General features: G+C 65.7%; 16 protein-coding genes and 1 pseudogene. 8 read left to right on the top strand and 9 right to left on the bottom strand.

Annotation, left to right across the window (positions count from 1 at the left end; all coding sequences use genetic code 11):
* Positions 1 to 123: 123 nt before the first annotated feature.
* The 3 genes from IVB24_RS32155 (at position 124) to IVB24_RS32145 (ending at position 6,661) form a co-directional block, all read left to right on the top strand.
* The gene (locus IVB24_RS32155; RefSeq protein ID WP_247770407.1) at positions 124 to 2,514 is read left to right on the top strand and encodes an EAL domain-containing protein; all 2,391 of its coding nucleotides are present in this window, start codon (positions 124 to 126) and stop codon (positions 2,512 to 2,514) included.
* Between the two features lie 102 nt (positions 2,515 to 2,616).
* A complete protein-coding gene (locus IVB24_RS32150) occupies positions 2,617 to 3,918 on the top strand; it encodes an MFS transporter (protein WP_247774220.1) in 1,302 nt (433 codons plus the stop codon).
* 160 nt (positions 3,919 to 4,078) lie between these two features.
* Positions 4,079 to 6,661, top strand: coding sequence for an EAL domain-containing protein (locus tag IVB24_RS32145; RefSeq protein WP_247770406.1), 2,583 nt, complete (start codon positions 4,079 to 4,081; stop codon positions 6,659 to 6,661).
* A gap of 77 nt (positions 6,662 to 6,738) precedes the next feature.
* Here IVB24_RS32145 and IVB24_RS32140 read toward each other — a convergent pair whose 3' ends face one another.
* The 5 genes and pseudogenes from IVB24_RS32140 to IVB24_RS32120 all read right to left on the bottom strand — a co-directional run bounded on the left by IVB24_RS32140 (position 6,739) and on the right by IVB24_RS32120 (position 10,696).
* On the bottom strand, positions 6,739 to 7,692 hold the full coding sequence (locus IVB24_RS32140) for an MBL fold metallo-hydrolase (protein WP_247770405.1): 954 nt from the start codon (positions 7,690 to 7,692) through the stop codon (positions 6,739 to 6,741).
* Between the two features lie 79 nt (positions 7,693 to 7,771).
* The gene (locus IVB24_RS32135) at positions 7,772 to 8,977 is read right to left on the bottom strand and encodes an FAD-dependent oxidoreductase (protein WP_247770404.1); all 1,206 of its coding nucleotides are present in this window, start codon (positions 8,975 to 8,977) and stop codon (positions 7,772 to 7,774) included.
* A gap of 110 nt (positions 8,978 to 9,087) precedes the next feature.
* The gene (locus tag IVB24_RS32130) at positions 9,088 to 9,408 is read right to left on the bottom strand and encodes a hypothetical protein (RefSeq protein ID WP_244607459.1); all 321 of its coding nucleotides are present in this window, start codon (positions 9,406 to 9,408) and stop codon (positions 9,088 to 9,090) included.
* Between the two features lie 105 nt (positions 9,409 to 9,513).
* Positions 9,514 to 9,744: pseudogene (locus IVB24_RS32125) on the bottom strand (helix-turn-helix transcriptional regulator); the annotation flags it as partial.
* A gap of 13 nt (positions 9,745 to 9,757) precedes the next feature.
* Positions 9,758 to 10,696, bottom strand: a complete 939-nt coding sequence (locus IVB24_RS32120) for an AraC family transcriptional regulator (RefSeq protein ID WP_162308928.1) — start codon at positions 10,694 to 10,696, stop codon at positions 9,758 to 9,760.
* Between the two features lie 424 nt (positions 10,697 to 11,120).
* Between IVB24_RS32120 and IVB24_RS32115 the strand changes: the two genes are divergently transcribed.
* A complete protein-coding gene (locus tag IVB24_RS32115; RefSeq protein ID WP_247770403.1) occupies positions 11,121 to 12,053 on the top strand; it encodes an AraC family transcriptional regulator in 933 nt (310 codons plus the stop codon).
* Between the two features lie 72 nt (positions 12,054 to 12,125).
* Here the strand turns inward: IVB24_RS32115 and IVB24_RS32110 are convergent, their stop codons facing one another.
* Entirely contained in the window at positions 12,126 to 12,902 is a 777-nt protein-coding gene (locus tag IVB24_RS32110) for a catalase (RefSeq protein ID WP_346771384.1), read from the bottom strand.
* Positions 12,903 to 13,184: 282 nt separating this feature from the next.
* Complete coding sequence (locus tag IVB24_RS32105) at positions 13,185 to 13,811, bottom strand: TetR/AcrR family transcriptional regulator (RefSeq protein ID WP_094977394.1); 627 nt, start codon at positions 13,809 to 13,811, stop codon at positions 13,185 to 13,187.
* A gap of 131 nt (positions 13,812 to 13,942) precedes the next feature.
* Here IVB24_RS32105 and IVB24_RS32100 point away from each other — a divergent pair, with 131 nt between their 5' ends.
* The 4 genes from IVB24_RS32100 (at position 13,943) to IVB24_RS32085 (ending at position 20,685) form a co-directional block, all read left to right on the top strand.
* A complete protein-coding gene (locus IVB24_RS32100; protein ID WP_247770402.1) occupies positions 13,943 to 15,175 on the top strand; it encodes a cytochrome P450 in 1,233 nt (410 codons plus the stop codon).
* A gap of 142 nt (positions 15,176 to 15,317) precedes the next feature.
* Positions 15,318 to 18,932 (top strand): AsmA-like C-terminal region-containing protein, encoded by a 3,615-nt coding sequence (locus tag IVB24_RS32095; RefSeq protein WP_247770401.1) that lies wholly within the window; start codon positions 15,318 to 15,320, stop codon positions 18,930 to 18,932.
* Positions 18,933 to 19,282: 350 nt separating this feature from the next.
* Positions 19,283 to 20,404, top strand: a complete 1,122-nt coding sequence (locus IVB24_RS32090) for a DUF2336 domain-containing protein (protein ID WP_247770400.1) — start codon at positions 19,283 to 19,285, stop codon at positions 20,402 to 20,404.
* Between the two features lie 47 nt (positions 20,405 to 20,451).
* Entirely contained in the window at positions 20,452 to 20,685 is a 234-nt protein-coding gene (locus IVB24_RS32085) for a hypothetical protein (RefSeq protein WP_247770399.1), read from the top strand.
* Between the two features lie 100 nt (positions 20,686 to 20,785).
* Here IVB24_RS32085 and IVB24_RS32080 read toward each other — a convergent pair whose 3' ends face one another.
* Complete coding sequence (locus IVB24_RS32080; protein ID WP_247770398.1) at positions 20,786 to 21,097, bottom strand: response regulator; 312 nt, start codon at positions 21,095 to 21,097, stop codon at positions 20,786 to 20,788.
* A gap of 82 nt (positions 21,098 to 21,179) precedes the next feature.
* Positions 21,180 to 23,213 carry a GAF domain-containing protein gene (locus IVB24_RS32075; RefSeq protein ID WP_247770397.1) on the bottom strand — a complete coding sequence of 678 codons (2,034 nt, stop codon included), beginning with the start codon at positions 23,211 to 23,213 and terminating at the stop codon, positions 21,180 to 21,182.
* Between the last annotated feature and the right edge of the window lie 75 nt (positions 23,214 to 23,288).

The following is a 23,288-nucleotide window of genomic DNA, read 5'->3' as shown; positions in this document are numbered from 1 at the left end:
CTTAACCGCGGTCTTGTTCCGATAGCCGCGCCGGTGCCTCAACCAGAGGTTCGGTTCGTCGCGGACAGGGGACGGCGCTTGAAGATGGGCGATCGCGATCGGAACGATCAGGATCGGAGGGGGATGACCGGATGGTGGCGTGCCGCGCCGCTGCTCGGGCTCTATCGCCCTGCGCTCGTCGCCGTCGGCGTCGGTCTTCTGTTCTCGGTCGCGGGCGCGGCCGCCGTGGCGCGGTGGGAAGATCGCGTCAACAGGATCGAGTTCGAGAACGCGGCCGAAACCGAGGCGATCGTCATGCAGAACGGCATGGGCGAATACATTTCCCGGCTCGTCGCGCTGCGCACGTTGTTCGAATCGACCAACGACGAAGTCTCCCGAGCCGAGTTCGAGACCTTCAGCGCACGCCTGTTCGAGCGTCATCCCGGCATGCTGCGCATCGCCTGGCTGCCGCGCGTCAACCGCAGGGAGCGCGCCGAATACGAGACCGCGGCGATCACGGACGGCGTGTCCGGCTATCGCATCAAGTCGCTCCAGGGCGAGAGCTTCGCGACTGCGCCGCAGAGCGATGAATATTTTCCGGTGTTCTACTCGACCCAGCCGAAGACATCGCCGGTCTATGGCATGGATTACGCCACCGTCCCGGAGCGCCGCGCGGTGCTGGAGCGCGCGCGCGACAACGACAAGGTCGCAGCCATCCGCACGCGCCTGTTCGAGCCGAGAGAGGGAGGCCGGCTGCCCGATGTCCTCGTTGCCATTCCCGTCTACGCCAAGGGAACGTCGCGCGAGACGGTCGCGGACCGGCGTCGCAATCTGGCCGGCTTCGTGGTCGGCATCTTTGACCTGCCGCTGTTGATCCAGACCATTCGCGTCACCACCGGGGCAAGCCCCGCGGTCAGCATGAACGTCTACCCGCCCTTCACGGCGCAGATCGTCAGCCTGGAACAGACGCTGCCGGATTATTCCTCAGCGGCCACGGCGCCGCAGTCGATGCGGGACGTCGCGCGGGCGCTGCACTGGTCGGGCAGTCTCAAGATCGGTGATACCGATTGGCAGGTGCGGGCGGTTCCGACCGCCGGCGGTCCGCTGGAGACGACTTATGATCGCGCGGGCGCGGTGCTCATCGTCGGCTTGCTGCTGACGCTGTCGCTGTCGACCTATCTCATGCTCGCGAGCCGCAATTCGCGCCGGCTGTCGCTGGCCAACCGGCGGGTGCTCGAACTCGCCCAGACCGACATCCTGACCGGATTGCCGAACCGCGCCTTCTTCCTCACCCGGCTCGACGAGATGAACAGCCAGCTGAGCGTGCGAGGCCTGCCGTTCTCGATCCTGATGCTCGACCTCGACCGCTTCAAGAACGTCAACGATTCCCTCGGTCACGGCGCCGGCGATGCGCTGCTGCGCCAGGTGGCGCAACGGCTGAAATCCGCCGTGCGCGCCAACGACGTGCTGGCGCGGCTCGGCGGCGACGAGTTTGCCGTCATCCAGGAAGCGGGTGCCGACCAGCGCGCCTGCTCGACCGAGTTGGCGGCGCGGATCGCGAAGCTCTTGACGGAACCGTTCCTGCTGCCCGGTCACCGCGTCGAGATCGGCACCAGCATCGGCATCGCCATCGCGCCGGATCACGGCAGCGATCAGGAACAACTCCTGAAGAAGGCGGACCTCGCGCTCTATCGTTCGAAATCGGTGGGCCGCAACTGTTTCACCATTTACGACGAGGCGATGTCGGCCGAGCTGGAGGCCCGCAACACGCTGGAGGGGGATCTGCGCGACGCCATCGCGCAGTGCCAGCTGGAGGTGCATTACCAGCCGTTCGTCGACGCGCTGAGCGGCGCGCGGCGCGGCTTCGAGGCGCTGGTGCGCTGGCGGCATCCGACACGCGGATTGATTCCGCCGGATCAGTTCATTCCACTTGCGGAAGAGACCGGGCTGATCGTTCCGCTCGGCGAATTCGTGCTGCGGCGCGCCTGCGCGGACGCGGCCGGCTGGCCATCGGATCTCGCAGTCGCCGTCAATCTGTCGCCGATCCAGTTCAAGGAGGCCGAGCTGTTCGAGATGATCTGCGCGGCGCTCGCCGATTCCGGCCTGCCGCCGCAGCGGCTGGAGATCGAGATCACGGAATCCGTGCTGCTGGAGCGCGGGGTCGAGAACCACGCTTTCATGCAGCGGTTGAAGCAGCTCGGCATCGAGCTCGCGCTCGACGATTTCGGCACCGGCTATTCCTCGCTGAGCTATCTGACGGCGTTTCCGTTCGACAAGATCAAGATCGACAAGTCGTTCATCCGCAACCTCACCCATCAGCCGCGCTCTTCCGCCATCATCTCCGCGATCGTGACGCTGGCGCGCGGGCTGGACATGTCGGTGACCGCCGAGGGCGTCGAGACCCGCGAGGAGTTCGAGCGGCTGAAGGCGCTCGGCGTCAATTTCGCGCAAGGCTATCTGTTCGGCCGCCCGCAGCCGATCGAGCGGATCCTGTTCGATGCGCCCGTCAGACCCTCACGGCGCGACGCCGCCTGAGCGCGTCCTGGCGCATCTCGGCCGACGAGCATGCGCGGAATTCGCTTGACCCGGGCATTCCCGGATGGTCGGTAGGACCGTCCAGGGATGAAACATACAAACATGCGGCTTCGGTTCTTCTACGGCTGGGTCGTGGTCGCCGTGACCTTCGTCACCATGGCCATCGGCGTCAACGCGCGCACCGCCTTTTCACTGTTCTTTCCTCCCATCATCTCAGAATTCGGCTGGGAACGCGGCGTCACCGCGGGCGCGTTCTCCTTCGGTTTCGTAGTGTCGGGTTTCGTCAGCCCGCTGATCGGCCGCCTGATGGACCGCGCCGGCCCGCGCGCGGTGATGGAGCTCGGCGTGGTGCTGATGGGCGGCGGGTTGCTGCTTGCGCCGCTTACCAGCGAGCCCTGGCATCTCTATGTCACCATCGGCGTCATGGTCGGCGCCGGCTCGGTGTGTCTCGGCTATTCCGGCCAGTCGCTGTTCCTGCCGAACTGGTTCATCCGCAAGCGCGGCTTCGCCATCGGCATCGCTTTCGCCGGTGTCGGCATCGGCTCGGTGACGTTGCTGCCATGGGTGCAGCACATGATCGAGCAGACCGGCTGGCGCACCGCCTGCACCGCGATGGGCCTGCTCGTCCTGGTCGTGCTGGCGCCGGTCAATTTGCTGCTGCACAAGCGGCCACAGGACATCGGCCTTGAGCCGGACGGCGATGCCGTCCCGGCCGCGGGCGCGGCCCCGCCGATCTCCAACGTCGTCGATCCCACCTGGGTCGGAACCGACTGGACGCTGAAACGCGCCGTCGCGACCGCGCGATTCTGGTGGATCGCGCTCGGCTATTTCTGCGGCCTGTACATCTGGTACGCCGTCCAGGTGCACCAGACCAAATTCCTGCTCGACATCGGCTTCAGTCCCGGTGTCGCGGTGTGGGCGCTCGGCATGGTCAGCCTGCTCGGCATTCCCGGTCAGATCCTGCTCGGTCATGTCTCCGACCGGATCGGGCGGGAATGGGTGTGGGCGATCAGTTGCGCCGGCTTTGTGATCTGCTTTGCGGCGCTGATGGTACTGAAATTCCAGCCGTCGCTGTGGCTGGTCTACGTGATGGTGTTCGCGCAAGGCGCGCTCGGCTACGGCCTCACCTCGATCATGGGCGCGGTGGTGTTCGAGATTTTCCAGGGCAAGCATCAGGGCAGCATCTTCGGCACGATCATGCTGGCGGCGCTGGCGGGCGGTGGGGCCGGACCGTGGGTGACCGGCTTCCTCTACGATCGCGCCGGCGACTACACGCTTGCCTTCGCCGTGGCGATGATCATGAGCGCCCTCTCGGCGCTCTCGATCTGGCAGGCGGCACCGCGCAAGGTGCGGGCGGTGGCCGGCCGTCTGCACAAGCTCCAGACGGAAACCGGCACGGACTAAGACTCAGCACGCATCGAGATACCGTCGTTGTTTTTTTGCCGGTCGTTAAGCATGTCGCGTCTTGGCCCGAGGCCATCAGGCGGCGAAAACGTCTTGGACACCATCGGAGCGTTAGCGTCGGGCCGATTGCCGCATTTTCCCGATGTTGCCGGGTCAAACGATGTCCGCCTTGGATTGTCTCACTGAAATTCCGGACGTGCTTCGAGCCGCGCTCGAACGCGCCGACGATGGCGTCGTCATCGTCGACGACGCGCATCGCATCACGCATTTCAACGCCGCCGCGGAGCGCATCTGGAAGCTGCCGCGCACCGACGTGCTGGGTCGCAATGTTGAAATTCTCTCCCTCAAGGGCTTTCAGCCCGATCCGGTGACAGATCTCCGGGACGAGATCAGTCTCGTGCGCCGTGACGGCAGCCGCATCAGGGCGGCTATCGCGCTCTCTTCCGTGAAAACCGGCGGCGCCGATCATTACATCGTGTTTGCGCGCGACGTCACCGGGGAGGCCGAGCGCCGCGTCAGGATTGGACTTCTCCACGCCGTCTCCGACCAGACCAACCGGGCGGTGATCATCAGCGACACCGAGCAGAACATCGTCTACGTCAATTCCGCTTTCACGACGTTGTTCGGCTACACCAACGCGGAGGCCGAGGGCCGTCGCGCAGGCGAGCTGATTGCCGGCCGGCACACCGATCGCAAGGCCATCGCTAAGCTCATCGGGCGCCTGAGGCATGGCGGCCGCCGCGGCGAGGCCGAAGTGTTGGCCTACGACAAGGACGGCGAGGAGATCTGGGTCTGTGCCCGGATCGATGCCTTCCGCGACACGAAGGGCCGGGTCAAGCACATTTTCGCGCTGATCGAGGACATCACCGAGACCAAGCAGTTGCGGTCGCTGCAGCAGCTCATCATGAGTTCGCTCGCGGACGAAGTCGCGATCACCGAAATCGCCGACAGGCTGTGCCGTCGCGTCGAGGAGATCGCGCCCGATGTCGTCTGCTCGCTGCTCCACGTCGATGCCGCCGGTCTCGTTCATCCGCTGGGCGGCCCCAGCCTTCCCGAGGACTATTCCCGCGCGCTGGACGGCATTGCTATCGGCCCCAATGTCGGCTCCTGCGGCACCGCCGCCTTCTACGGCAAGCCAGTTCTGGCCGAGGATCTCGACACTGATCCGCGCTGGCAGCCCTACAAGGCAATGCCGCTCGCGATCGGCTTGCGCGCCTGCTGGTCGACGCCGATCAAGGCCAAGGACGGCCGGGTCATCGCGACCTTCGCCTTTTACTTTCGCGAAGCGCGCGCGCCGAGCAAATGGCACCGGCGCATCGTCGATGCCTGCGTCAATCTCGGCGCCTTTGCGATTGAACGCAAGGAAGCGCGTGCCGAGATCGCGCGGCTCGCCTACCACGACATTCTCACCGGCCTGCCGAACCGCGCGCAGCTGCGCAACCTGATCACGACGGCGATCGATGCCTGCCCGCACGGCAGTCATGTCGCGCTGGCCTTCCTCGACGTCGATCATTTCAAGGACGTCAACGACACGCTCGGCCACGCCGCCGGCGACGAGCTGCTGATCCAGCTCGCCCAGCGCCTGCGCGAGCAGATCGGACCCGAGGACATGCTGGGACGGCTCGGTGGCGACGAATTCGTCATCCTGCTCCCGCAGCGTAACGCCGAGGCCGCCGATCGCGTCGCGTCCGGGATCACCGATGCGCTCGCGGCACCCTTGCGGATCGGCTCGAAGCCGATGCCGATGTCGGTCAGCATCGGCATCAGCCTCTATCCCGATCATGCCACCGACATCGACACGCTGATGCAGCAGGCCGACGCCGCCATGTACATGGCCAAGCAGGCGGGGCGCTCGACCCATCGCATCTTCAGCGCGGAGATGAACGGGCTCACCGAGCAGCGCCTGGCCTTGATCGCAGCGCTCCGCCGCGCCATCGCGGAAGGGACGCTGACCCTCAGCTACCAGCCGCAGATCCGCAGCTGCGATGGCGCGATCCATGGCGTCGAGGCGCTGGCGCGCTGGCACGATGCCTTGCTCGGCGACGTCTCGCCGGCAAAATTCATCCCGCTCGCCGAGGAGTGCGGCCTGATCGAACAGATCGGCCTGTGGTCGGTGCGCGAGGCCTGCCGGCAGATGGCGAGCTGGCGCCGCGCCGGCCTCGACATTCCAAGCGTGTCGGTGAACCTGTCGCCGATCAATTTCCGCAACGCCACGCTGGCCGCGCGGCTCAAGGACATTCTCGCCGAATACGATCTGCCGGCGGACGCCTTGATGCTGGAAATCACCGAAGGCGCCTTCATGCAGGACAGCGTTGCAGCGCTGGAGACGATGAACGCGATCCGCGAGCTCGGCGTCGGCCTCTCGGTCGACGATTTCGGCACCGGCTATTCCAGCCTCAGCCGTCTTGTGCATCTGCCGATCCGCGAATTGAAGATCGACCGCAGTTTCATGCGCGACATCGAGCGTGACGCCGGCGCGGTTGCAATCGCGACCGCGGTGGTGCGCGTCGGCCAGGGCCTCGGCATGACCGTGGTCGCCGAAGGCGTCGAAACCGAGGGCCAGCGCAACACCCTGGCTGAACTCGGCTGCGACGTCGTACAAGGTTTCCTCTACGCCCCCGCACTTCCCCCCGTCGCGTTCGAGCGCTGGCTGATCGAGCACTGCGCCGAGCAGGCGAGGGCGATGCTGGGGCGGCTGGACGTTGCCGCGGTGGGGAGTGATGGCGTGAGGCGGTCGGCGTAGGGACAGCGTCGAAAGCAGGGTGCGACCCCACTCATGCGGTGAGTCGCACCCCGGTTCGGCTCTAACCCGACGGGCGGTCAGTAGTCCCAGAACGCTGGCACCCAGCGAAAGTGGTCGCCGTCGACCGCCACCCGGCCGATCGACGGGAACGGCATGTGAGTGGCGACGAGGAGCTCTCCGTTCGCTGCCAGCTCCCGCAGAAGACGGACCCGGACGCGGGCCGCCTCTTCGGGATCATGCTCGAAGCCGTTGTACCAGTCGGGGTGGTCGAACCCGACGGTGAACACGGCATCGCCGGCGAATGTCAGCCGATCGTCGCCGGATGCCAGGCGGACCACGCTGTGCCCGGGGGTGTGGCCGCCGGTGCGCGTGACCACCACGCCCGGCGCCACCTCGTGCTCATCCTCGAAGGTGCGCAGCTGGTTGTGATATTCTTTCGCGAACCGCTTGGCGGTCGCCCGAAGCGCGTCCGGGAATCCAGGCGGCATCGAGACGTGGGAGAAATCGGGCGCCTCCCAGAACTTGACCTCGGCAGCCGCCACGTGGATGCGCAGGTCCGGGCGCAGCCGATCCCTCACCTCGTCGACGAGCAGCCCGCCAATGTGGTCCATGTGCATGTGCGTCAGCACCACGTCGGTCACGGACGCAAGATCGATACCCGCGGCTTCCAGTCGCTTGCTCAACTGGCCGGCGCGCGGCAAGTGCAAGTCCGGGTCGGATCCCAGTCCTGCGTCGACGAGGATGGTCTGGTCGCCGCTGCGCACCACCACCACGTTCAGCGCCCAGTCGAACGCATCCGGCGGCAGGAACATGTCCTTCAGCCACGCGGCGCGGACGGCCGGGTCGGCGTTGTGGGCCAGCATCGCGCCTGGCAGCATAAGTACGCCGTCGCTGATCACCATCACGTCGATCTCGCCGATCTTCAGCGCGTAGCGCGAAGGAACCAGCTCTTGGGGCCCGGCCCCGGCGGGGCGTGTGGTGTTGTGCAGGTTCATGTTCGTCTCCTCAGTGTTGCGGATCGTCTGGTTCATCTTGAAAGCTCCTTCGCTCTGTCTTGACGCGGTTCTGCAAGAGACCGCGCGTCTTCGGTGGTAAGTGTGGTCAAGGCGTCTAGAGATCAGTCACGCGTTCCGGATCGGCTGACGCGAGCGCGGCGGCGCGTTCGGCGCGCGGCGGGTAGATCCAGACCGTGTTGATCTCCCGCTTCGTCTTCTTGGCGACGTCGCCGACCATCTCGACGTTGCGCTCCCAGCCGCGCGTGAACAGCGCGCCGGCTTCGCCGAGGTCGAGACAGGTGACGTAGGTCTTCTGGTGGTAAGGCCTGGTTGCGAGGCCGAGCAGCTCGGCCGCGGCATTGTTGCCGGCGAAGGCGCCCATCCGCGTGGCGTGCTGGCACGACATCAACGCGTAATTGCCCTCGTCGTCGCAGGCGGCACGCGCCGCATCGCCGGCCGCGAAGACGCCCTGAACGCCTGTCACCTGCAGGCAGCGGTCGACAAGCAACCGGCCGAAACTGTCGCGCTCGGCGGGAATCTGCGCCGTCAGCGGCGCGGCGCGAATCCCCGCCGCCCAGATCACGGTCTCGGTTTCGATGTGCTCGCCACTCGACAGCGTGACGCCGGATTCATAGAGCGAGGCGACACCGGCGCCGATCCGTGTCTCCACGCCGACCTTGCGCAGGGCTTCCTCGATGACCGGCCGGGGGCCCGCGCCCATGTCGGGCGCGATCGCATCGTTGCGCTCGACGATGATGACGCGAGTCTTTGCGCTGGTGCCCAGGATTTCGCGAAGCCGCGCCGGCATTTCGGTGGCCGCCTCGATGCCGGTGAAACCGCCGCCGGCGACGACGACCGTGTCGCGCCCGGTCGTGGCCGGTCGCTTGGCGAGACCATGCAGGTGCTTGTCGAGCGTGATCGCATCGTCCAGCGAATCGACACTGAAGCCGTGCTCGGCAAGACCCGGAATGTTCGGACGAAACAGCCGGCTGCCGGTGGTCACGACGAGGCGGTCGTAAGAGAGCGACTTCTTCGTGCCGTTCGCGTTGGCGATCTTCACCAATTTGGATTTGGTGTCGACCGTTTCGGCGCTGCCTTGCACATAGCTGACGTCGATGGCCTCGAGCATGTCAAACAGGGGCGCCGTCAAGGTCTCCGGCTTCCGTTCATAGAGCCGCGGGCGAACCACGAGCGTCGGCTCCGGGGCCACCAGCGCGATCTCGAGTTGGCCTGGCGAGACGCCCCGGATCTCACGCAGGCGGGCGGCGGACAGGGCGGCGTACATGCCGGCAAAGCCGGCGCCGATGATGACGAGTCGCATGTGTCTACTCCTTGATGTCTGCGTTTCGAAAATTTGTGCGGGAGCAGCTGCTGCACCGCTCCAGGGCAGTATCCGGTGACGGCACGAAGAGGTGAGGTGAATCGCCGGTGTTAAGGCGCAACGCAGCGCGATAGCGGCGAACCCGATGGCCAATCTTGGCGTGACCAACCTTGGCGCAACCAACTTTGGCGAAAGACGACCGGCAGAGTCGCCCCAGGGCCCCAGTCCTGGTAGGGAAGGCCGGAGCCATCCCGGGTCATGATGAACACCAGCGGGTAGACCGGATGCATGGCGTGCGCCGGAATCTCTACCTCCTCGCCCGTTGCCGACGTGAAGCGAACGGCCAGCGAGAGTCCGTACAAGGTTGCGGTCGCGAGGCTTCGGCGGCGCGAACCGATCAACCGCCGGCTGATGAAGTTTTTCCAGGTCATCTTCGGTCTCCGTCGATTGGTCTGGGCATGGTGATGATCTAGCGGATCGGATTTGCCGCTGCGCCAGAGCGATTGCCGTGGTTGCAGCGCGATTGCTGCCAACGCTTAGGGCCTGGGCCGACCGCTCGGGCTTTCGCCGCTCGGCTTGCTGTACGCGGCCGCGAACGCCGTCTGCGGGGAATAGCCAAGCGCGGCTGCGATCGAGACGATCGAAACGTCGGGGTCGCGCAGCATCTTCACGGCTTGCTCGAGCCGGTGCTGGCGCAGCTACGCATGCGGCAAACGCCCGGTGCTTTCCTTGAGCGTGCGACAGAAATGGTAGCGCGAGGGGCCGGATCGGCGAGGCTCGTTAGCGCGCGTGCCGCCTGCGCCAGTCGCTCGGCGTCTCACCGGTCAGCTTCCTGAAGGCTGCTGCGAACGCCGTCTGCGACGAATAGCCCAGCGCCGCGGCGATCGAGACGACCGTTTCGTCGCCGTCGCGCAGCATGTTCATGGCCTGCTCGAGCCGGTGTTGGCGTAGCCAGGAGTGCGGGGAAAGCCCGGTGCTTTCCTTGAAGGCGCGGCAGAAGTGAAAGCGCGATAGTCCGGCATCGGAGGCCAGCGCATCGAGCGAGACGTCCGCATCGCTGTCCGAGCGCAACCGTTCGATCGCACGGAGCAGGATCTTCGGCGATAGCCCGCCCATGGTCGGCTGCAGCGGGGTCGGAGAACCCGTGTGCGCAACCAGCAGGCGCGTGGCCAGGAGATCTGTCAGTTGATGCCGGAACAGCGCATCCAGGGCTTCATTGCCTCCCAGCGTATCCGCCGCACTCAGGAGCAGCCGGGACGTAATGGGGTCGGGATGCGCCGTCCGCTCCAGCAGATCGTCCGCTCCCGTGATCTCGGCTTCGCGAGCAACGCGCTTCAACGTCGCATCGGGAAGATACAGTTGAACCACATCGACAGGCTTCGGAATGTCCCATCGGGAGCTTGATCCTTCTGGAATGATGATCACGACCCCGCGACGAAACGTGCCGATCGCAACCGATTTTCCCGTCCGCCGCTCCATGCGTTGCATCACGCCGTTGTAGGCCATGATCACGTGGTGGCTCATGGGTTCGACGACGTCGTGCAACGGATCATGTTTCCAATGGGCGATCCCGGCACCGGAGGACTCCAATGCCATGCGAAGTGGTTCGGTCCCGAGCACGCGCGCCATCTCCGCATCGGCGCGTCGCTCGGAACTCGAGCGATCGTCCGGCTGTGAGCCCGGCGCGGGTGGCAAGCCCTTGGGCGAGGGATTGCGCATGAGTGCAGTGCTCCCGGTCATTGCGTGGTCCTCCTGATCAGCTCGAGCTTTCGATCAGTGTCCGTACTTGTACGAGTCGGCGGGTGTTCTATGCACTGCGAAGGATCAGCGTATTTCCTGAAGCGGTGACGCTTTGTCCGATCCTGCTCCAAGCCGGCGCGCGCTTTCACAAATGCACGATGAGCCGGTGTTGCGCCTGCCGGAGCACTGAACAAAGATCGCGCGAGATGTGTCCAAGCCCGTTGAAATTGCTCGTGAAAAACAGTCTGAGGCAAGAGGCGCGGCGGGCCGTCACACGGCTATCGCTCCGACGCGCTGGTCTGGACCGTCGCTTGGCGATGTCGGATAATCGGGCGTGATTTGGCGATGGCGCCGCGCTCCCAAGTCTCCTCTCACACGAGATCCAAGCCCGAGATATCCGTCCATGGCACAGGCAGCTGCCTTCGCGCAGAAAGTTGAACGGTTTCTGCATCTGAAAGATGCGCCACCAACGCTGGTCACGCGTTCGCTGCGTAGCGCCGAGCTCGCCGTCACCGAAACCCGGGATGACCATCCCATGCCGCGTCTTTCCGATTCGATGCCCTCGGAGGACGCGTATCTCGTTGGCCTGAAATTTCGCGATTTCGCCGATTGCGAGTGCTGGGAGCGCGGCCGCTGCGTGATCAAGAGCGATATCCAGACCGGCGCGACATATCTGTACGACCTGAAACGCGATCCGCGCTACGTGATCGACAAGCCCTTCCATTCCCTGTTGTTCTATCTGCCTCGTTCGGCTTTGGACGACATGGCGAGGCAAGGCGGCGCGCCACGGATCGGCGAACTCGCCTATCAGCCCGGCGTTGGCCATGACGATACGACGATCCGCCATCTCGGCGCGTCATTCCTGTCGGCGTTGCGCCAGCCTGATGAGGCCAACCAGCTCTTCATCGACCACATGATGCTCGCGCTCACCGCACATGTTGCGACGACCTACGGCGGATTGCGGAGCGCCGCCGAGCCGGCGCGCGGTGGCCTTGCTCCATGGCAGGTCAAGCGGGCTTGCGAACGGCTGGAATCCGATCTCCGCGGAAAGCTTTCACTGGGCAAGGTCGCAGCCGAGTTCGATCTTTCCGTCAGTCATTTTTCGCGTGCATTTCGCGTCTCCACCGGCCTGCCGCCGCACCAATGGCTGCTGCGCCAGCGCGTGGACACGGCCAAGCAATTGATGACGGTGCGCGACCTGTCGCTGGCGGAGATTGCGATCTCGGCGGGGTTCGCCAATCAAAGCCACTTCACCCGGGTATTTTCCTCGATCGTCGGCGTCAGCCCGGGAATGTGGCGCCGCGAGGCGCAGGGCTTGCCGGAAAGCGAAACGTGATCGGGCGCCCAAGAGCCTCTCCAAGAGCCTTTCCAAGAGCCTTTCCAAGAGCCTGACCGCCCGCTGTTCGGCTCAACGGCGCCCTGCCTGAGAGATGGCATAGGCGGCGCTGCGCGCTGCAAACATCTCGTCCGGCGGATGGTCGATGCCTTCGGCGAGATTGGCCGGATTGAACGCGGACCCGTCGCACGCCTCGTTGGATTCCGTGCCCGTTATCACGATCGTTCCGAGGCGTACCGCTTCGCGCGCATCCTCGTCGGGCCAACGGCTGGTCACGTCCATCACGGGGTCGCCGGGCCGGTCCAGCAGCGCCATCACGCTGAACCTGACATCGCGTGCCCCGATCCGGGCTTCGAGCTCGCCGCGCTGAAAACCGGTGGGCTCGGCTTTGGCCGCGTCGGCGGGCGGCCTGCCTTCTTCGCCGACCGGCGCGACCTTGAATTTGATGAACCGCGTCTCGCCCTTTGCGTTTGTCGCTGGAAAGGCGTGCACGCCCCAATAGGTCGTGCACGCAAGGCTCGCGGGCGGCGGATGCACGGCAATATAGCTCGCCTGACGCAGCGTTTCGGGATTGGCGGCGGAGAATGCCTCGACCTGCGCCGTATCAGGCTTGCCGTCCGGTCCCGGCATGCGCGCCTGGAGGAACGCCAGCATCTGGTCGAGCGTTCTGGCGAAATGAACCGGGGCGCTCTGGGTGAAGATCTCGGAGCGCTGATCCCCGCTGCCGAGCCGGAAGCTGAAGCCGCGCAGCGAGCTTCTGCCAATGTCCACGGCGTTCGGGGCGCAGCCATCGGCCGCGAACCGCGCTAGCACCCGGGATGGCTTGGTGAAGCTGCGGGATTTGGTGATCTCCTTGGCCTGATACGATGGGGCGTAGGTGCCGCGAACGCATTGGCCCCAGGAAAAGCTCGCGCGCGCCCCTGACGGAAGCCCGGCAGCCGCCTTCAGGGCATCGACAAGAGACGTCGGCGTTGCAGCGCCGCTGGGGAACTGAGGCAGGACGAAACCCCGGGTTCGAACGATGGCGCTCGTTTGTGGCCCAGGGCGGATCGAGCTTCTTTCCCAAAGTGGGCGTGCCTTGCCAGATCCTGCGACAAATCTCGTGACCGGCTTGCTTCGAGCCCGCCGCGTCTATGAAGACGCCCCCTCATCCGACGCCAGCCCCGTCCTCCGCCGCAAATCCGTGATCGCCCGCAGAAAGCTGTCCGCGGGCGTCGTCTCGGGATCGATCAGCCGGTGCAGACGGAAGCCGTCTTCCAGCGCCAGCACGATGGAGGCCATCCAGGGCGGGTTCAGCTTGTCGCCTCTGCCGTTGCTCTTCAACGTCGCCTCGACGATGTCGGCAACAAGTTTGCGCCGCGCGCGCAGGCGTTTGGCGAGTTCGGGGCGGCGCTTCTCGGCGCGTGCGACGAACAGGATCATCTCCATGTGTAAGAGCGGTGCGCGGCCGAGCGGGTCCTGCCGGCTGCGGTCCATCGCCTTCAACGCGGCGATGAAGTCGTCGAGATTGTCGTGCTGCGCGAGGATGTCGAGGTTACGCCGGATCGACTGCTCGACATGGTCCTCGAGCATCGCGATGATCAGTTCGTCCTTGCTCTTGAAGTTCGAATAGAACGCGCCGCGGGTGAAGCCTGCCGCCGCTGCGATCGCCTCGATGCTGGCGCCGCCGATGCCGTCCTGCTCGAACACGCGCGCGGCGGCCTCGAACAATTTGTCGCGCGTGTCGTCCCTGGTCGGCCTGGTTCTCACCCTTGACATCGGACGAGGTTAGGGCAGAATGCAACTCGATACAACAATGTATCGAGTTGATAAATCTTGGGGATGGTTACGCCGGGCAGTCGGGCTGCGATCGGCGTATTCGTGTCATCGGCAACCGATCTGAGGTCACCATGAACGAGCACGTGCAAGGCGCCGGCGGCGGACCGCTGTTCAACCCGCTCTCGCCGGACTTCATCCGCGACCCCTATCCGCACTATGACCGGCTGCGCACGATCGATCCGGTCCACGTGACGCCGTTCGGCCAGTTCGTCACCAGTCGCCACGCCGACGTCAGCCTCGTGATGCGCGACAAGCGCTTCGGCAAGGATTTCGTCGAGCGCTCGACGCGCCGCTATGGCGAGAAGATCATGGACGAGCCGGTGTTCCGCAGCATGAGCCATTGGATGCTGCAAGCCGATCCGCCCGACCATACCCGCCTGCGCGGCCTCGTCGTGAAGGCGTTCACCGCGCGCCGGGTCGAGGACATGCGGCCGCGCATCCAGGCGATCGTCGACCAGGCCATCGATGCCGTGATTGATCGCGGCCACATGGACCTGATCGAGGATTTCGCTTTCCGCCTGCCGGTGACCATCATCTGCGAGATGCTCGGGATCCCCGAGGACCATCGCGAGGTCTTCTACAAGAGCTCGCGCGACGGCGGGCGGCTGCTCGACCCCGTGCCCCTCACTCCGGAGGAGATCAAGAAGGGCAACGAGGGCAACCTGATGGCGCAGATGTATTTCCAGCAGCTGTTCGAGCTGCGCCGCCGCAACCCAGGGGACGATCTCACCACCCAGCTGGTGCAGGCCGAGGAGGACGGCAACAAGCTCACCAACGAGGAACTGACCGCCAACATCATCCTCTTGTTCGGCGCCGGCCACGAGACCACGGTGAACCTGATCGGCAACGGCCTTTTGGCGCTCCACCGCAATCCGGACCAGCTTGCGCTGCTCAAGGTCCGCCCCGAGCTGATGGAAGGCGCGATCGAGGAGTTTTTGCGCTACGATTCCTCGGTACAGATGACCGGCCGGGTCGCGCTGGAGGAGATCGAGGATCTCGGCGGCAAGAGGATCCCCAAGGGCGAGAGCGTGCTGTGCCTGCTCGGCTCGGCCAACCGCGATCCCGCGGTCTATCCCGACAGGCCCGACCGGCTGGATGTCACCCGCCAGAATGTGAAGCCGCTGTCGTTCGGCGGCGGCATCCATTTCTGCCTGGGTGCCCAATTGGCGCGCATCGAGGCCGAGATCGCCATTGCCACGCTGCTGCGGCGGCTGCCTGATCTGCGCATCGACGACATCGAAAACCCGGAATGGCGGCCGACCTTCGTGCTGCGCGGCCTGAAGCGGCTGCCGGCGAGCTGGTAGGCGGCTCCGGCGTTAACCTCCGCGCGCAACAGTCGCTGTGACTTCGCCACACTTCCCCCTATATAAGGGGCTGTTCCGGCACGCCTGAAGTCCACGAAGGCCAGGGTTTGGTCCGGGTGCCGGTTTGGCCGAGGGGAGACCCGTGCAGACGACGCTGCTCGGATTGGCGATTGCCTTCATCATTGCGCTGCTGGCCGCGTTGATCGGGCCTTCCTATGTCGACTGGAACCAGTTCAGGCCCCAGTTCGAGGCAGAGGCTGGCAAGATCATCGGCGTGCCGGTGCGAGTCGCGGGCGAGCTCGACGCGCGGCTGCTGCCGGCGCCGACGCTGCGGCTGCGCCAGGTCACCTTCGGCGGCAACAACGATCTCGGCCGCCTGCGCGCCGACAAGCTCGACGTCGAGTTCAGCCTCAGCTCCCTGATGCGCGGCGAATGGCGCGCCACCGAGCTTTCAGTGGGCGGCATGGCGGTCGATCTCGGCTTGGATGCGAGGGGACGAGTCGACTTGCCCTCCACCGCGAGCGGCACCTTCAATCTGGCCTCGCTCGCCATCGAGCGGCTGAATCTCACGGGCCGCATTGCGCTCCACGATGCCGCCAGCCGCTCGACGCTGGAGCTGAACGACATCGCCTTCTCCGGCGACGTCCGCTCGCTCGCGGGCTCGGTGCGCGGCGACGGCGGCTTCACCGCCAATGGGGTGCGTTATCCCTTTCGCGTCTCCTCCGGCCCGAGCGCCGACGGCAGCGCCACCCGTCTTCACCTCAACATCGATCCCGGCGAGCGCGCCATCCTCGCCGACCTCGAAGGCGTGCTCGCCTTCGACAATCGCCTGCCGAAATTCGACGGTGCGCTGACGCTGGCCGTGCCGGCGGTCAAGAAGGCGGGCGAGGCAGGTCCGACGCCGTGGAAGCTCACGACCAAGCTGAGGGCGGACCCGGCCGGCGCGAAGTTCGAGCAGATCGACGCGAGCTTCGGCGCTGAAGACAATGCGCTGAAGCTCGGCGGCGTCGGCGATGTCAGGTTCGGCGCCTCGCCGCTGCTGCGCGCGGTGCTGTCGGCGCGCCAGGTCGATGCCGACAGGCTCGCGGGCAAGGATGATTCCGAGACGCTCCGCATCCTGCCGGCGCTGCGCGCGGGGCTGGCTGCCATTCCGCAGGCGCCAATCCCGGCGCAGATCGAATTCAACTCCGACCAGATCATGCTCGGCGGCCGCCCGCTGCAGAACATCACGGCAGAGCTGCAGACCGATGGACGGTCCTGGACCTTCCAGCGGCTCGAGCTGCGTGCGCCCGGCATGACGCAGCTCTCGCTCAACGGCGCAACCCCGGGCGCCGACAGTTTCAGCGGCCGTCTCAGCGTCGAATCCTCCGATCCCGACGCGCTGGTGGCCTGGCTGCAGGGCCGCAGCGAGATCACCCGCCGCAGCACGCGGCCGCTGCGCCTCGCCGGCGACGTGACCATCGCCGCCAACCATCTCGCCATCGACAGGCTGAAGGCCGACATCGAAGGCGGCGCGGTCGAGGGCCGCATCGCCTTCGTGCAGACAGGCGCGAGCAAGGGTTCGCGGGTCGACGCCGAGTTGAAGGCCGACCGGCTCGACCTCGATGCCGCCGCAAGCTTCGTGCGCGCGCTCGCGGGGCCGCAGGGCGAGTGGCCGGAAGAGGCAAAACTCTCGCTCGATATCGGCCGCGCGATCTCCGCCGGCCAGGAGCTGCGGCCGTTCGCGGCCAAGCTTGGTTACGGCCCCGCATCGCTGTCGCTGGAGCAACTGCGCTTCGGCCAGGCCAGCGGCGTGACCACCGAGGCGAGCGGCAGCTTCGACCGCACCAAGGCCACCGGCAAGCTCGCGCTGAAATCCTCGGCCAATTCGCTGCGCGAGCTCACCGCTCTGATCGAGCCGTTTGCGCCCGCGGTGCGGGCCCGCTTCGATGCCATGCCGTCGTTGCCAGGCGCGACCCGCCTCAAGCTCGATCTCAGCCTCGACAGGAATGCCGAGCATGCCGATCGCAGCAATGCCCGCGCCGTGCTCGATCTCGACGCGCCGCAGCTCAAGGCGACCGCGACGCTGGCCGCGCAGATGCCGGCGGCGGCCGTCAATGGCATCGATATCGACAAATTGCGCAACAGCGACTTCATCCTGGACACGAAACTGTCGACGCCGCAGGCCGGCGCGCTGCTGGCGCTGCTCGGGCTCGATCGCGTGGTGGCCGCAGGCGAGGGCGCTTCGCAACTCGAAGGCAAGCTGACCGGCGCATGGCGGCGACCGTTGCAATTGAATGCAAAGCTCAACGGCGGCGGGCTGGATGCCGATGCGCAAGGCAGCGTCGAATTGTCGGGGCCGAAAGCCAGCGTGAACCTGCGCGTGCGCAACGCCAATCTGGCGCCGCTGTTCGGGACCAGCCCGGCCGACAAATCGATGCAGGTCGTCAGCCTGTCCTCCCGCGTGGGGCTATCGGGCAACCGCCTGACTTTCGACGATCTCGACGGCAATGCGGCCGGCTCGCATTTGCGCGGTCATCTGGCGGTGATGCTGGATCCGGAGAAGAGCGTCGACGGTGAAGTCGGCCTCGATACGCTCGATCTCGCGCCGGCGCTCGCGGTGGCGATCGGCGCCGCCGGGCATGAGTCCGGAGAGCCGCTGAGCGCTGGGTTGTTGAGCGGTTGGCGCGGCCGCATCGCCTTCCAGGCGCTGCGCGGGATGTTGCCCGGCGGCATCGAGCTGCGCCCGTTCGGCGGCACGATCCGGAGCGACGGCCAGTCGCTCGCGCTCGACGCGCTGAAGGGCGGCCTCGGTGGCGGCGAGATGTCGGCGAGCTTCGACGCACGCAACGGCGCCAACGGCCTGACCTTGAACTCGCGCATCGAGCTGAACAATGTCGATGCGGCGGCGCTGCGCTATCGCGCTCTCGCGCTGCCTAAGGGGCGCGCCTCGGTGCAGATGGCGCTGACGAGCCAGGGCCGCAGCGTCGCGGCGCTCACCGGCGCGCTCGCCGGCAACGGTACGGTGACGCTGGACTCCGCGGAAATCGGCGGCCTCAATCCGCGCGCCTTCGAGATCGCCATCCGCGCCAGCGACGGCGGTCAGGTCGCCGACGACAATCGCCTGCGCCAGCTCGTCGAGCCCGCGCTCGCCGCCGCACCGATCGCGGTTGCCTCGGCGCAGATCCCGTTCACGATCCGCGACGGACGCTTGCGCGTCGGCGCGACGCCGCTGGAAGCGAAGAACGCCCGCGCCATCGTCTCCGGCGGCTACGACATTCCCGCCGACCAGGCCGACATCCGCGCCAGCCTGACGCCGATCATGACCGGGCTCTCCGGCGCCCCGCCGGAGATCCAGCTGTTCGCGGCGGGTCCTCCCGACAGGCTCAATCGCACCATCGACCTCGCGCCGCTGTCGTCATGGCTGGCGGTGCGCACCATCGACCGCGAGACGCGCCGGCTCGACGCCATCGAGCGTGGCGAACCGCCGCCGGCGACCGCGGCGCTGCCGATGCTGGTGTCTCCTGATGCCGCTCCGGAGCAGGCGCCGGTCAATGTGCCGCTGCCCGGCCAGGATCCGCGCCGCGCGCCGCCGAAGCCGAAAGCCGCGCCGACGCCGAAGGCCCCACAAGCCGCGCCCGCAGCGCCAAGCCCGCCGCTTGCCAGTCAACAGCTTGCGCCGCTGCCGCCCGCCATCGACGTGAAACCGGCTCCGGGTCCTGCGCCCGCCAGGCCAAAGCCGAAGCCGCCGCTGGTCCTGACGCCGCAGAATCCGTAGGGCTGATTGGTTTGCTCGGACCGAGCCGCAGGCTGGCTCACCTCTCCCGCTTGCGGGAGAGGTCGGCGCGAAGCGCCGGGTGAGGGCTTTCTCCTCCAGGGGGGCCCGTTGCGGAGACACCCTCTCCCCAGCCCTCTCCCGCAAGCGGGCGAGGGAGCGCACCGTCTTCTTCTCTCGCGGTAAACCCATTCCCTCGCATTTGAATGAATCTTGCCCGGCAAAACTGATCTGCCGACTTTACTGGATTCTCGCGTTTGTTCCCTAGTCTCGGTTTCCAGAGGAATTCGGCGTCGCGCCACGAGCGGCGGGACGGCTGGCCAAGAGAACTGCCAAGAACTGGGGTTATCGAAATGAACGGGGCGAAGACGCTTCTACAGGATCTGGACGACGCGATCGCGCGCGGCAGCGACGAAAGCCGGGCGAAGGCGTTGTGGCATGCGACCGACATCCTGATCACCGGCCGCTACAGCGACGACGAAATCAGCACGTTCGGCGAGGTGATCGGCCGGCTTGCCGACGAGATCGAGGTGGCCGCGCGGGTGCAGCTTTCGGAGTTGATGTCGGGGTGCGATCAAGCTCCGCTCAACGTCATCGAAAAGCTGGCGTTCGACGACGAGATCGCGGTCGCCGGTCCCGTGCTGCGCGACTCCAATCGTCTCGACGAGAAGATGCTGGTCGAGAGCGCCATGACCAAGGGCCAGTCGCATCTGCTCGCGATCGCCCAGCGCAAATCGATCGGCGAGGCCGTCACCGACGTGCTGGTCAAGCGCGGCGATCAGGAGGTCGTGACGTCGGTTGCCAGGAACGAGGGCGCGCGCTTCTCCGGTTCGGGCCTGTTGCACATGGTCCGCCGCGCCGAGGGCGATTCGATCCTTGCCGAGCAGCTCGGTCTGCGCAAGGACGTGCCGCGCCACATCTTCCAGCAGTTGATCTCGAAGGCGTCGGAAGACGTCCGACGCCGGCTCGAGACCGAGCGGCCCGAAATGATGGCGCAGATCCAGAGCTCGGTGACCGAGGTCACCGGCGATCTTCAGTCCAAGTTCGGCCCGTCCTCGCGCAGCTATTTCGTCGCCAAGCGCGTGGTGACGACGCAATATCGCCAGGGCAATCTCAACCAGGATTCGATTTCGAACTATGCGCGCCAGCACCGCTTCGACGAGGTACAGATCGGCCTGTCGCTGCTGTCTGCGCTGCCGGTCGACGTGATCGAGCGCGCGATGATGGACCGCAACCGCGAGATGATCCTGGTGCTGTGCAAGGCGCTCGACTTCTCCTGGGACACGACCATGTCGCTGCTGTTCCTCGGCGCCAAGGATCATCTGATCACGGCGCGCGAGCTCCACGACAACGAGCGCGATTTCGGCCGGCTCAAGATCGAGACCTCGCGCAGCGTCTTGAAGTTCTACCAGTCGCGCAAGACCGCCGCCGATTCCACCTCAGGCGGCCGTCAGCCCGAGCTTCAGGTCCACTGAACAGGTGCACTGAGCATCGTCCCGGAATTCAAAGGGGAGTATTTGCAATGTTGCCTCAATTCGGCACCGCGGTTCGCAAGACCAAGAGCCTGACCGCCGAGACCAGCGGGTCGGCTCCGGAGCGGGCCACGGTCGATGCCGCCTGGCTCGTGCTGGAAGCCGCCAACGACCTCGGCGACCACGCCGCGATCGACGCCTGCCGTCGCGTCATCGACGCCGAGCTGAACGGCACGGTGGCCGGCAGTTCTGATACCGATCTCGTGCTGAGCTATTTCAGATAGGAACTCGTGGGTGGCGGGGCGCTCCTGCGCCGTGCTCACCACCGATCTGCATTCCTTGCGACTCGCAGGCCAAGCGCGGCGGACCGGTCGCTTGGCCGCTTCAGGCGGCGAACCTCCTCATTGCAGCAACGACCTGTCTCTCGTCGTAGGGCTTGGCGAAGAACATGCCGCGTGCCGGCAGATCGACATGGGCCACGTCGAAATGACCTGACGTCAGAATGATATTGATCGGAGGCCACCGGTCGCGGATCAGAGCCGCGAGCTTCATGCCATCGACGCCGCGAGGCATCTGGATGTCGGAGAAGACGATGGTGATGTCGAGATGCGCCTCCAACATCTGGACGGCTTCCGTGGCATCGGCGGCTTCCAGCGCCCCAAAACCTGCTTCTTCGACCATGTCGACGGCGTTCATTCGCAGGATCGGCTCGTCTTCGACGATCAGGACAAGAGGCCGGGGCCTCGAATTGGTGCATGTCATGCGTTGGCTTCCTGTCTCATGGTTGTTGCACCTGAGACAGAGGGGCTGAGAAATCAGCTTCGAACCCAGTGGGCAGGTAACGAAGCTCGACGCCTCCCGTTCCGATGAGGCCCATATTGATGAGCCGTGATCCGAAGCCTTTGCGCGTCGGCGGGATCGCGGCGGGCCCGCCAATTTCGCGCCAGCTCAGGGTCAATTGATCGTCCAGGACGGTCCAGGAAACGGCGACGCGCCCCGCAGGCTCGGAAAGTGCTCCATACTTGATGGCGTTGGTCGACAGCTCATGAAGCAGCAGAGACATCGATAGGGTCGCCCGCGCGCCCAGATTGACGGCGGGCCCGTCCAGGTCGAAACGCTCGATGCCCTCCATGGTGCCGAGGACGCTCTTTACGACGTCGAAGATCTTGGCTTCGGACCAACGTTGCTGCATCAGCGTCATATGGGCCGTCGAGAGTGCCTGAAGTCTTGCGTTGAATGCCTCGACCGGCGCCTGGTCCGGGATCGATCGCAGGGTTTGCCGCGCGATCGCCATGACCATGGCCAGTGTATTCTTCATCCGATGACTGAGTTCGAGATTGAGGACGGCTTGAAGTGCTTCCGCTTCCAGGCGTGCGACGCTTGCCGCGATGCGATCGCCGGCGTTGCGAAGGAATGTGAGATCCTCGGTACCCCAGTCTCGCGGCTCGGCGCCGTGTGCGAAGAACAGCACGGTCGAGCCATCGTGGTCCCGCCTCGGTATGATAGCCAGCGACCTGACGCCAAGACGAAGCAGCCAATCTCGCCGCGGCCCCGGCAGGGAACTCGCGAGCACGTCCCCGATGATGATCGGCTGGTTGCCGGTGAGGACCGCGGTCAGATCGCCATAGTCAGATACGCGATGTCGCCCGGCGAGGCTGTCGTAACCTTCGGCGCACCAGTCGTTCTCGATGGTGACGTATTCGCCCGCGGGATCGACACGGCAGAATCCGACCCGTATGGCACCGAGCGTCCGGCCGACGATCTCGGCCGCGGCGCCTGTGATCTCGGGGATGGTGGCGCGTGACCGCAGCCGATCGCCGAGGCTCAGAAGCGCATTGCGCCGCAATTCGCTCCGGCGCCGCTCGGTGATATCATTGAACAGGATCGCGACAAGATGTGCATCCACATCTCCTACCCTGAAGGCGTGGACGTCGTACCAGCGATCATTCAGTGCCTTGGCGGGGTTCTCGAAACGAACTGCTTCTCCGGTAATCGCGACCTGCCCGTAGACATCGAACCAATGCTGCTCGTGGTTCGGCGCAAGCTCGCGCATCCATTTGCCTTCGGCGTCGATCAGGCCCGTCTGTCTTACGAAAGCCGGATTGATCTCGAGGAACCGGTAGTCGGTGGCGGCGCCCGATGTATCGAACGCGACCTCGACGATGCAGAACCCGGCATCGAGAGAGTTGAACAACGAGCGATACCTGTCGTCAGCCAGGCGGCGCGCGGTTTCGGCGTTGTGCCGTTGCCGCATTTCGGCCTCGAGTTGTGTCCCGTGGGCATGCTGCAGGCCGATGACGCGGCGCATTTCAAGTTGGGTCATCACCAGGCGTGCGAGCACCTCCAACGTCAATCTTTGGTGATCCGTAATCCCTTGCGGGCGCGGTTCCCGGTCGAGCACGCAAAGCGTGCCGAGAGGCAGGCCTTGCTCGGTCTTGAGCAGCGCGCCCGCATAGAAGCGAAGGCCATTCGTGGAGGTCACGAGGGGATTGCGGATAAATCGCTCGTCGAGCCGGGTGTCCGGAATCACCATGGTATCGTTTTGCAGGATCGCATGCGCACAGATCGACACATCGAGCGGAAGTTCCCGTGCGCCGATGCCAACCTCTGCCTTGAACCATTGCCGGCCGCTGGCGATCAGGTTCACCACCGCGATCGGCGCGCCGAAAGTATCCGCGGCCAACCGGACGATATCGTCGAACTCGCTTTCCCTCGGGGTATCGAGAATTCCATAGCGATCGAGCGCAGCGAGCCGATCCCGCTCGTCCCAATCTGCCTGCCCCGACTGGGATCGGGCTGGACTCACGTTCATACTATCGTTCCTGACACTGGAGGCCTCAAACAGCGCCCGCGCGGGGAGTTCCATTGGAACGAATGGGCTGCGCAA

The sequence above is a fragment of the Bradyrhizobium sp. 192 genome, from assembly GCF_023100965.1.
Taxonomy (GTDB): domain Bacteria; phylum Pseudomonadota; class Alphaproteobacteria; order Rhizobiales; family Xanthobacteraceae; genus Bradyrhizobium; species Bradyrhizobium symbiodeficiens.
The sequence above is the reverse complement of the archived record's forward strand: the minus strand, read 5'-3'. Positions and strand labels throughout refer to the sequence as shown.